The 11,952-nt window shown below is 53.8% G+C and carries 7 protein-coding genes; all 7 read left to right on the top strand.

Going from position 1 to position 11,952, the window contains the following annotated elements:
* Window positions 1-330: 330 nt before the first annotated feature.
* Entirely contained in the window at window positions 331-2,634 is a 2,304-nt protein-coding gene (locus tag QZ554_RS07060) for an outer membrane beta-barrel protein (protein ID WP_297195373.1), read from the top strand.
* Window positions 2,635-3,357: 723 nt separating this feature from the next.
* A complete protein-coding gene (locus QZ554_RS07055; protein WP_297195371.1) occupies window positions 3,358-5,379 on the top strand; it encodes a TonB-dependent receptor in 2,022 nt (673 codons plus the stop codon).
* Entirely contained in the window at window positions 5,376-6,551 is a 1,176-nt protein-coding gene (locus QZ554_RS07050; protein WP_297195369.1) for a DUF5074 domain-containing protein, read from the top strand. The genes QZ554_RS07055 and QZ554_RS07050 overlap by 4 nt, the downstream gene beginning before the upstream one ends.
* A gap of 27 nt (window positions 6,552-6,578) precedes the next feature.
* The gene (locus QZ554_RS07045; RefSeq protein ID WP_297195367.1) at window positions 6,579-7,925 is read left to right on the top strand and encodes a hypothetical protein; all 1,347 of its coding nucleotides are present in this window, start codon (window positions 6,579-6,581) and stop codon (window positions 7,923-7,925) included.
* A 296-nt stretch (window positions 7,926-8,221) separates the two neighbouring features.
* Window positions 8,222-9,085 (top strand): PKD domain-containing protein, encoded by an 864-nt coding sequence (locus tag QZ554_RS07040; protein ID WP_297195365.1) that lies wholly within the window; start codon window positions 8,222-8,224, stop codon window positions 9,083-9,085.
* Between the two features lie 18 nt (window positions 9,086-9,103).
* Window positions 9,104-10,450, top strand: a complete 1,347-nt coding sequence (locus QZ554_RS07035) for a DUF5074 domain-containing protein (protein ID WP_297195363.1) — start codon at window positions 9,104-9,106, stop codon at window positions 10,448-10,450.
* 96 nt (window positions 10,451-10,546) lie between these two features.
* A partial coding sequence (locus tag QZ554_RS07030; protein ID WP_297195361.1) for a hypothetical protein occupies window positions 10,547-11,952 on the top strand: 1,406 nt, incomplete at its 3' end.

Here is an 11,952-nt window from a genome sequence, read left to right as displayed (position 1 = left end):
TAGGCCACACCTCTAGCCCCCGCCTCCTTATTTCGCACCAGCCCAAAGCCTTCCCCTCCTTAGGTGAAAAGACCGAGGACATGGCTTCCCTCTGACATCCATCAGTCCCTCATAGATTAGCGTATAGAGCTGTGGAAGAGGCATACTGTGGTATAGCTTTGATTTCGTGTATTATTCGGATATTTGCAGGGAAAGTGGGAAATACATCCCCTTGGGTTCTAACGAGCACATGCGCTAGATGTATCACATTTTTTCACGAAGAGATCAGCTCCTATGCACTTACATAGATTTATTCAACTGGGACTAATCATTGGAAGTTCCACCTTATACTTGGGTGCCCAAGCGGTATCCAAGGGACAACACACTCCCGCCTACACACACCTAGCCCCCGACAGCACCCAGACGACCCTCACGGGGCGCATACTCAGCAGGCAAAGCCAGAGCCCTATCGAGGATGCTACCCTATACGTCCTGCGTCCCGATGGGAGTGCCCTAGCCACAGCCCAGAGTGACTCGCTGGGATACTATCGCCTCTCCTTTGTCCCGCCTCGAGGAGAGTACACGATCGGCATCCGTTGCATCGGCTACAAGCCCCTTCGCCTAACTGCCGAGCGAGCTCAGGGGACGCTCTACCTAGAAGAGGATCAGCACACCCTCAGGGAGGTCTCCGTCATGGCCTCACACACCACCCGACGTAGGACGGGGGAGCTCATCGTCCGCCTACGCAACAACCCCATCGCCGAGGGTAAGCCTCTGCACGAGATCCTACGCTTCATCCCCGGGCTCAATGTGAACGAGAGCGAACTGAAGGTTCACGGGCGCACGGGGACACTCATCTATCTGGAGGATCGGAAGATCACCTTCGAGGAGCTCAAGAACCTATCGCCTAGCCTCATTGACCGCATCGAGGTACAGCCTCAGGCCTCTGCGGAGCATGGAGCCAAGGCCACAGGCGGCGTCCTCTACATCCACCTGCGTCAGGAGGGCGGACTACTCGGCTCACTGACTGCCCTAGGACAAATGGACCAAGCAGGCTTCGTCGAGGCCAAGGGAACCCTAGGGCTACTCTATCGCCGTGGGAAGTATTCGCTACACGCAGGGCTCACTACGGGTATCGGGAAGTACGACCAGCAGTGGGAGCGACATGAGACGATGGGTACGACTACAGAGGATCGTCTGCTCCAGGACGAGAATAGGAGTCGGGCACTCATGGGAAACCTCGGGCTCAAGTATACCCCTCGCCCCAATCAGACACTCTCGGTCTATAGCAGCCTCACCTTAGGTCACTCCGAGCTAGATAAGGTCATCAGACCCCAGGGGCGTACTCCTCTCACCTCTCTGTATGAGGAGCAGGAGAGGAGCTACACCCTCGGGACAACCTATAAGGCCGAGTGGGGAGAGAACAATGCCTCCTTCTTCAAGGTGAAGGTCGAGTACGCCGGCGAGCACTCCGATGCCGATCGCACCTACCACTGGGGAAGAAAGGAGAAGAACAACACCAGCCAAGCCCTACACCACCTCCTTGCTCAGCCAAAGCTCTTCCTGCTCCTTCCCCACCGACAGGGTATCAACCTCGGACTCACCTATGGCTACCTAAGGGATCAGAATACCGCTCAGGGTATCACCACAGGCTCGCTCTCGATGATCCAGAAGTCTGACTTCCAGGTCGAGGGCCACGACTATAGCCCATGGGTAGGCTATTCGTGGCACGATGGCAATAGGTTCTCATTCGCTGCAGACCTGCTCTACCACTATTCCACAGGACAGCTCTCCGATCGCTTCATCTCCGATTACTCAGCAAACCTAACCTACCGAGGGCTCTTCCCCTCCCTACAGCTGCAGTACCTCATCAGCCAGGAACGTGAGTCCAGCCTAGGTCTCTCCCTTAGACGTAGCTACTCCCTACCGAACTACGGCTATTACGCTCCTCGGGCACTCGTACAGACCGATCGGCTCTATGGCAAGGGGAGCCTTCACCTCCGCCAAGAGATCTTCTACCGAGGCGAGCTATCCTATCAGGTGACCCCGAGCCTAAGCTTCACCTACAATGTCTCTCTGGGCGAAGACATCATCCACATCATGACTCGCCCTGACCCTCAGCGTCCCGGTGTGTACTACACCACCCCCGAGAACATAGGCTCCCGCCTACACCATCACCTCTCGGGAGACCTAGAGCTTCGCCCACTTCGCCTCTGGCGGAGCAACACCAATGTCTACCTCCAGCACCAGCGGGACTACATCCCAAGACGCTCGGTAGAGAGCACCTCTGTAGGCATACAGAGCACCCATCAGTTCAGTCTCTCTCGTCTCTTTGGTCTATCACTTAGCTTCGATGCCAGCACGGGGATGAAGACCCTAAGCTACGAGCAAGGGGGCGATTACTCGATGAGCTTACACGGATGGGGGCATTTCCTAGATGACCGCCTCACCGTGAGCCTCCGCCTCGCCAACCTCCTAAACAACGACTCCTGGATACGCATCTCCCAGCCCGGGCTAGAAATCCTCCGCACGGAGACCTCGAACCAGACAAGGGTTAAGCTCACCCTCGTCTGGGAGTTCCGCTCGGGCAAGAAGATCAAGCAGGACTACATCAACTCCGTGACACCTCCAGCCCGCCTCACCCCCACCCTCTGACCCCCTCATCCTAGCTCGCCGCATTCCCCTCCCCACTCGACGCACAGAGAAGAGAGTGGAATATGCACAAGAAAAGGCCTTTTTCTGTACACGTCCCGAAGGATATGTACAGAAAAAGGCCTTTTCTTGTGCATATCTATAAATCTATACCCACAGAGGGTATCCCCCTCATCGCCCTTAGGAGTGCTCTCCCACTCGGAGGAGCTGGACGAGGCTTCGACGGAGATAGAGAAGTATGTACATCTGTCTTTTCTGAGGGGGAAGCCCCACCCTCACAGCCCCTCCTAACACACTCTGTGACAACCACTCCTAGAGGGCATTTGCGTTCATACCGAGAGCGTCATGGCGTTCATACCGAGAGCGTGATTGCGCTCATACCGAGAGCACAGATGCGTTCTTTATAGGAGCGCAGATGCGCTCTAAGTATGGTCAGTTTAGCCCCCTGGACTGCTCGCCGATAAAGAGGGCTAGGGGGGCTAGGAATGCTCTATGTGACGAGCCCCTGCTGACAGAGCCTATCGGCGGTATCGAGAGCCCTAGGAGGTCGGGGCGGAGGGTAGCCCCACAAGACGGCAAAGCAGTGAGCATGAGGGAGACAGGATAATTCCGTACCTTTGTAACCAAGAAAGGAGGCTCCCAGAGATGGGAACTAGACTTGGGGAATACAAGACCTTCGCCCTCCTGACTCATGTATTTTAATACGAGCAACTAGGACCGACACTGATGAATAATAGGCCTCGACTCTGTATCGTCTCTGCCCTCACACTCTCTGCCCTCGCGACTCCTGCCGAGATGCGAGCAGGTACCCTCGTGGATAGCGTACATACCCTACAGACCGTCGTCGTGACCGCTCGCTCGCTGTCACGTGAGGTCATCCCCGTGCAGAACCTAGCGGGGGAGACCCTCCAGCGTCTCTCTGCCGTCTCGATCGCTGATGCCCTCCGCTACTTCGCTGGGGTGCAGATCAAGGACTACGGAGGCATCGGAGGGCTCAAGACGGTGAATATCCGCAGTATGGGTTCGCAGCACGTAGGGGTCTTCTACGACGGCATCCAGCTGGGGAATGCACAGAATGGCCAAATCGACCTCGGACGCTTCTCCCTAGACAATATGGAGAGCGTCTCCATATACAACGGGCAGAAGAGTGCCATCCTCCAGCCTGCGAAGAACTATGCCTCTGCCTCGGCGCTCTATATGAGCACCCGCCGCCCGTCCTTCGCCTCTGGCGAGCGTGACCACCTCAAGGTCTCCCTCAAGGCGGGCTCCTTCTCCACCCTCAACCCCTCCATCCTCTGGGAGCATCGCCTCTCCCCCTCCACCTCGCTCTCCGTGAGTAGCGAGTATATGTACACCACGGGGCGTTACCGCTTCCGCTACAGCAAGAAGGATGGCTACGACACCACCGCCATCCGCCACAACGGCGATGTGCGTGCCCTACGTGCCGAGGTGGGACTCTTCGGGCACATCGCAGAGGGTGACTGGCGGGCGAAGGTCTACCTCTACAACTCCCAGCGAGGCTACCCAGGTGCCTTCGTCCGTGAGGAGCCTGGGAAGTTCCACCACGAGGATAGGCAGTGGGACAATAACCTCATGCTCCAGGGCTCTGTACGTCGGGACTTCTCCCCCCGCTACTCCCTGCTGATGAATGCCAAGCTGGCCTACGACTACCTCCACTACCTCTCCGACCCTCGGCTGGATGTGACGACGATGTACGTCAATAACCACTACCGCCAGCAGGAGGCCTACCTCTCCCATGCCCATGCCTTCACCCTGAGCGAGGCGGGGCATATCTCCCTCTCCAACGACCTCCAGCTCAACTATCTGGATGCCGACCTCTACGACTTCGCCTACCCGACCCGCCTCTCCGTCCTCACTGCCCTCTCGACCGACTGGGCTCTAGGCAGGCTGAAGGCTCAGGGGAGTCTCCTACACACCTACATCTACGACTGGACGAAGGCCCTCGGGGCAGAGGCTCCCGCCAAGAGCGAGTGGACGCCGACGCTCGTGCTGAGCTACAAGCCCTTCGCCACCGAGCCCGACCTCAGTCTACGTGGCTTCTACAAGCGGATCTTCCGCATGCCTACCTTCAATGACCTCTACTACACCTTCATCGGCAATAAGTACCTCAAGCCCGAGTACACCACGCAGTATGACCTCGGGGTCGTCTATACGAAGGAGTGGAAGCGTGGCACCCTTCGTCACCTAGAGCTACAGTTGGATGGTTACCTCAACTATGTCGATGATAAGATCATCGCCATGCCGACCTCCAACCAGTTCCGCTGGACGATGGTCAATCTCGGTCATGTCCGCATCCTCGGTCTCGACCTAGCCCTACAGAGCCTATGGCAGGCTGGGCAGGTCACCGCCTCGGCTCGTATGACCTACACCTATCAGCGAGCCGAGGATCTCACTGACCCCTCCGAGGACTACTACGGAGATCAGATCCCCTACATCCCCTGGCACAGTGGCTCGGCGATCCTCGGCCTGCAGTGGCGAGGCTGGGAGGCCAACTACAGCTTCATCTACACGGGTGAGCGGTATAACGCCAGCGCCAACATCAAGGAGAATCATGTCGTCCCTTGGTGGACGAGTGACCTCTCATTGACGAAGAGACTGCGGTGGCGAGGACACGATCTGCGCCTCACCGCCGAGGTAAACAACCTGATGAACCAGCAGTACGAGGTCGTCCGCTCCTACCCCATGCCTGGGATAAACTTTAAACTCAAAATCGACTGGAACCTATGAAAAGATGGATAACAAAGGAGGCGCTCATATGCCTGCTAGGTCTCACACTCCTAGCCACCTCCTGTAATCGGACAGATCCTGTCATCTCCTCAGAAGAGGAGCAAATCGCCCCCTTAGGCCCTCCTGGAGAAGGGTTCTTCCTCCTTAATGAGGCAAATATGGGGTCAAACAAATCGACCCTAGACTACTACGACTATGGCACGGGGAAATATACCCGCAACATCTATGCGGAGCGCAACCCTGGGGTAGTCAAGGAGCTCGGAGACGTAGGTAATGACCTACAGATCTATGGCGACCGCCTCTACGCAGTCATCAATGTCTCACATCTCATCGAGGTAATGGATGTCCGTACAGCCAAGCATCTTGGGAAAATCTCTATCCCCAACTGCCGCTACATCGTCTTCAAGGATCAATATGCCTACGTCAGCTCCTATGCAGGCCCAGTGGAGATCGATCCTAATGCCCGCCTCGGCTATGTCGCCAAGGTGGATACCGCCACGATGAAGGTCGTGGCCGAGTGCCCTGTAGGCTACCAGCCTGATGAGCTCGTCATCGTCGGCAACAAGCTCTATGTCGCTAACTCAGGGGGCTACCGTGTACCCAACTACGACAAGACGATCTCGATCATCAACCTCGACACCTTCACCGAGGAGAAGAAGGTAGACGTAGCTATTAACCTCCATCGACTAGAGGTAGATAACTATGGCAAGATCTGGGTATCCTCACGCGGAGATTACTATGACGTCCACTCGAAGACATTCGTCTTTGATCCTAAGACGGAGAAGGTGATAAAGACCTTCGACCTCGCCTGTACCAATATGACCCTAGCAGGGGACTCTCTCTTCATCTATGGTACAGAGTGGAGCTATATCACCAATGACTGGAAGGTTAGCTACTCCCTCATCAACACAAAGAAACAAGAGATCCTCCCTGGAAGCTTCATCAAAGATGGTACAGAGAAGAAAATCAAGATGCCCTATGGACTAGCTGTCAATAGAGCACGAGGCGAGTTCTACGTCACCGATGCAAAGAACTACGTCATCCCAGGTCGGCTCCACTGCTATGATCTGAAGACGGGAAAGCATAAGTGGGATGTGCGCACAGGTGATATCCCCGCTCACTTCGCCTTTACCAATAAGCCTCTACAACCTCTCACCCCACCCAAACCCTAACCCTAACCCTATATTCCCCCAACAACAATGAAACACAATCATACATGGAGTACGCTCATAGCTAGTCTACTTATGCTCAGTGGCGCCTTCCTATCCTCTTGTAAGAAAGACGACCCCTCGGAGATAGCACAGAATATCCATCGAGAGTTCAAACCAAGCTATAGTACCGAGGCGACTACCATCCGCCAGGGCGAGTCTGTCACCATCACGGTCACAGGTGCTCAGGCGACAACTGACCCTACGGGGATCATCTGGGCGCTCAATGGTAAGGTCGTCGCACGAGGCGTCTCCTACACCTTCCGCCCTAGTGAGCCTGGCCACTATACACTCATCTTCTCCTCTGCAGACAGAACCCTCTCGATCACACGCGAGTACACAGTACTTGATCCCCCCCCCTTCCCTAAGTTCCCCGACCCAGAGATCAACAAGGATGCGACGCCCTACATTACCAAGGTACTTGAATACCTCCCTGCGGTAGGACAGTTCGTGAACGAGCTCCCCGAGTATGAGGATGGGGACACTCAGGAAGCGATGAATGCCAAAGCGCTCGAGTACCTCGCAGACAACCAACGCTCCCTTGTCACCCTTGGTGGCTGGGGAGGATATATCGTCGTGGGCTTTGACCACACGATCCTCAATGTGCCAGGCAAGCGGGACTTCCGAGTCCTTGGGAATGCATTCTATGCTAACGACAATAAAGATCCCTATAATGGGGGAAGCTGCGAGCCAGGGGTCATCATGGTCGCCTATGATGCGAACCGCAACGGAAAGCCCGACGAGAACGAATGGTATGAGATACAGGGTAGTGCCCATGTAGATCACACCAAAGAGCCTTGGTTTGATATGATCAAGAAGGTCCCAGGATCAGATATGAACTTCTACTACAGAGACTATGAGATGACCTATGAACGCCCCACAAAGGAAGAGTTTACTGACACCGGAGTTCCCTTCGTCGGCATCGTGAACTATGTCCACTGGACGGATAATAGGGGTGGCAAAGGATGGCTTCCTAAGAATACCTTCCACAAGCAGACCTATTACCCCAAGTGGATCAAGGGGGATAAATACACCCTTAGAGGTACACGACTCCCTCAGAACTCTCGCGATCAGAGCGGGGTGGGTCGCTACTTCGTCCTCTTCAAGTTCCGCTATGGATATGTAGACAACGAGAAGAACAACCTAGACGACTCAGCCATTGACATCGACTGGGCTATCGATAAGTATGGACGTAAGGTACATCTACCAGGGGTAGACTTTATCCGTGTTCATACAGGTATTAACCAGGTCAACGGTTGGCTCGGAGAGAACTCGACAGAGCTCTCTGGCATCAATGACCTCCATGTCCTCAAGGAGGACATCCCCACGAGGAAATAGATCCTAGTGCACATCCGATTTCATACAGAGCCAATAGACGAACTTTGGGATAAGTATCCTCACATGTAGGGTGCTTATCCCGAAGTGTACAAATAAGACAATCAAGCCCCCTCTGATGAGGTGCGCCTCGTATATAATCCGAAACAATAGTCATCCCTGCAATGAACCGAAGAAGTCTTCTCATTTCTCTCGCCGTTGTTATCGTCCTTGCCTCATGCAAGAAAGATCCTCCCGTTCCCCCTCCCAATCCTCCAACTCCGCCCCCGAGCCCCTCATCCCACCCATATGTCACACGTGTGCTGGAGTATCGTCCCGCCCCTGGGCAGTTCGTCAATACACTCCCCGAGTACAAGGACGGAGACACACAGGAGACGATGAATAAGAAGGCTCTAGCCCTAGTCGGTGGGAGCAATAGTAGCATCATTACCCTAGGTGGCTGGGGGGGCTACGTCGTCGTCGGATTTGACCATACCATAGCCAACGTGGCAGGCAAGCGGGACTTCCGTGTCCTCGGAAATAGCTTCGAAGGTGGCTCTGAGGCAGGGATTGTCTATGTAGCTTACGACAAGAACAAGAATGGTAAGCCCGATGCAGACGAATGGTATGAGATCGCAGGAAGTGCTACCCTTGACCCCACGAAGGAGACTTGGTACAAGGATCTGAAGGGGCGGGAGTTTGACGTGAAGACCTACCGAGACTACACCGTCACGTACCAGCGTCCCACAGCCGAGACTCCCAAGGAAATAGCCGAGTATGTCCGCTGGACGGACAACAAGGGAGGGAACGGATGGATACCCAAGAACAGATACCACGAGCAGACCTACTACCCCCAGTGGATCAAGGAGAGCTCCTACACGCTGTCTGGTACACGCCTCCCACAGAATGGCTACAACAAACAGACTGCTGAGGAGCCTCTCTTCGTCTGTCTAGCCTTCGGCTACGGCTATGCCGACAATGTCCCCAATACAGACAAGGGGGCAACGATCGACATCGACTGGGCTATCGACAAGTCTGGGAAGCCCGTACACCTCCCCGGTGTAGACTTCGTCCGTGTACAGACGGGTGTCCTACAGGTCAATGGATGGATCGGAGAGAACTCCACCGAGTTTGCAGGCATCCAAGACCTCCACCTCCTCAAGGAAGATATTCCAACCAAATAATAACCCACACCGCAACGTATGACAAAGAAAATCCTTTGGGCAAGCCTTGCCCTCGTCGTCGGCTTCGCCTCGTGTAAGAAGGACGACCCCGTAGAGATCGAGAAGGCTCTCTCCCGAGAGCTTTCCCTCAGTTTCTCCAACAACGCTACTGCCATCCAGCAGATCGAGCCGATCGTAATCACCGCCACAGGGGCACAGGCCACCACCAACCCCTCAGGGCTGATATGGCGAGTCAATGGCAAGGAGGTAGCACGAGGTGCGACCTACACCTTCCGTCCAGGCCTCCCCGGGACATATTCACTCAACGTAAGTAGCTCCGATGGGAATGTCTCCATTACCCGAAACTACACTGTAGAGCCCCGCTTCACGAAGGGCGCCTTCCTGCTCAACGAAGGAAACTACGGCAATGAGACCGGTATGCTTACCTACGTAGATGTAGAGAGCAAGGTCATCCTTGACAGCGCCTATATGCATGTCAATGGGACAAAGCTCGGTCGCTCAAGCCAAGACCTAGCCTTCGCCAACGACAAGATCTACATCATCTCTCAGGATGCACATGACAACGGAGGCGGTGGTCAGCTGATTATCACCAAGGCGAATACCCTGGAGAAGGTTACCGTCATTGACGACAAAGCTATCGAGAAGAAGAAGCCTACGCACATCGCCGTCATCGACGATCGTATCTACCTCCGTGCCAGTGATGGTATCTACCTTGGGGGAGAGCAGGGGGGCTTTAAGCTCATCGCAGGTACTAGAGGGGCTCAGAAGCTCCGCATGGCAGTCATCGGACAGCGTGTCTTTGCCTCTACTTCGGATAAGAAGCTCCTGATGATACAGGGGGATAAGGTCGTCAAGGAACTTCTCCTAGAAGAGCAGGCTACAGGTCTAGCACTTGCCGACGATGGCAACCTCTGGGTAGCTATCTCTAATCAGGGAAGCAATAACCAGATCCTCAAGGTAAGTACAGATCCTGCGGACTTCAAGATCCTAGATACGCAGGCTGTGAGCCTCTCATTAAGCAACTACACCACGGCATCTGTCATCCAGCCCCATGGTAATGTGCTTTACTTTGCTGTCGCACCTTGGATGGCGCCCATCTCTATCCATAAGCATGACTTCGCAGCTAAGGCGACTACGCTCTTTGCCAACATCCTAGACACCAAATATGCCCCCGAGCTGAAAGTACACTACAACAGCCTCGGGGTAGATCCTAAGACTGGGTATATCTACTACGCAGGCATGTCCGACTATAAAACATATAGGCAGAACTCCACCTTCGTCCTAGACCCACAGGGCAACGTCCTCGTCAAGAAGGACAATACGAACTCCTTCCCCGCTGGCTGGTACTTCATCCCAAAGAAGTAGTCCCAGCAAGGAACACACACTATCTACCAGAGGGCTCTACCCTCTGGTAGATAATAACAAATCCAAAACTTATCAACCTCATAACCCAACCTAACAATGGCACAACAACGACTCCGTTGGCTCTGCATGATACTACTCTGTATCTTCTCCGCCACAGCATGTACACAGGATCTAAGTGAACCTATCACACACCCTAACTCAGCACCAGGGTCAGAGCGGGACTACACGATCCTACACCCTCGTAATCCAAGACTGACAACCAAGATCTTTCGTACAGCCAGCGAGCTCCGAGCCCTAAACGTCGAAGAAGATGGCTTCAATCCCAAGATTAGCCCCTACAAATACCTCGGCTACTCATACAAAGTCGGTAATGGTATCATTGGGCATCCTGAGAACCTAGGAAGATCCATCATCGACGTCGAGGGTATGCTCAATGATCCCAGCTTCCGAGACTACATCATCTTCAACCGTGTGCGTTATGCCCACTCTGAGGTACAAGCCTATGACTCCTATGACAATCTCGCAAAGGACGCAACAACGACCAAGAAGGTTGAAGGCGGATTTGCACTCAATCTCAAGCTATTCACTATCGGGGCAAAGACCACATACAACAACACGTTCCACTCCTTCCAGTCTACGGATGAGAAGACTGCGGCTGGGCGCTTAGATCTATTCTACTATGACTCCAAGGTACAGATAGATAATCTAAGCTACGTCCAAAAAAAGATTGGATATTCCTACTTTAGGCGCTCTTTCACTGAAAGCCTCTACAATTCGCCCATGACAGAGATCTTAGAGAAGCAAGGTCCTCTAGTGGTTTTTGGATATTATACAGGCGGACGGGCAACGGCTCTCTACCAGTTCAATAAGCTAGATGGGGTGAACCAGACGAATACCAATAGGAGCATCAATGCCTTCATTGGTGCAACCTTTAACTGGGCATCTGACGGCTCAAAGAAAGATAATAGCAAGACTGGATCTGGGGGCGCCTCTATCGGGTATGATGGTGGCAATAGCTCTGAGTTCAAGCGTAGCCATGGCTTCTCCAGCGTCTATAACCAGATCTCTCTCTTCGGTGGATCTCCAGAAAACGTCTATAGTAGCCCAGCAAAGGATGTGGCAAATAATTTTGTCAACCTATCCTCTTGGCTCAACTCCCTTGCCGATCCTAAGTATCATGCATTCGTAGATGCTACAGACAACGGATTAGTCCGATTGGATCATCTCCTCCTCGAAAAGAACTTTAGAGAAAAGTTAGCTTTCCTTCATGGTAAGCACTATTTGAAAAACGAGTGGTTAGCACACTCCTCTCTTAAAGAGGAGGAAACTATACCCAGAATCGAAATCCTACACGCGAACTGGATGCTACTACCCAACGGTGCTCCATCTTTTAATCAGAGCGTGTTCTTCCATGTCGTAACGGTACCGATGATAGGGCTATATACTCGTTTCGGCGACATTATCCTTTTTGCCAACGAGGAGGAGTTTAATAATCTTATGAA

Source organism: uncultured Porphyromonas sp., assembly GCF_915070105.1.
GTDB lineage: Bacteria > Bacteroidota > Bacteroidia > Bacteroidales > Porphyromonadaceae > Porphyromonas.
This window is presented reverse-complemented; position numbering and strand designations above follow the sequence as displayed.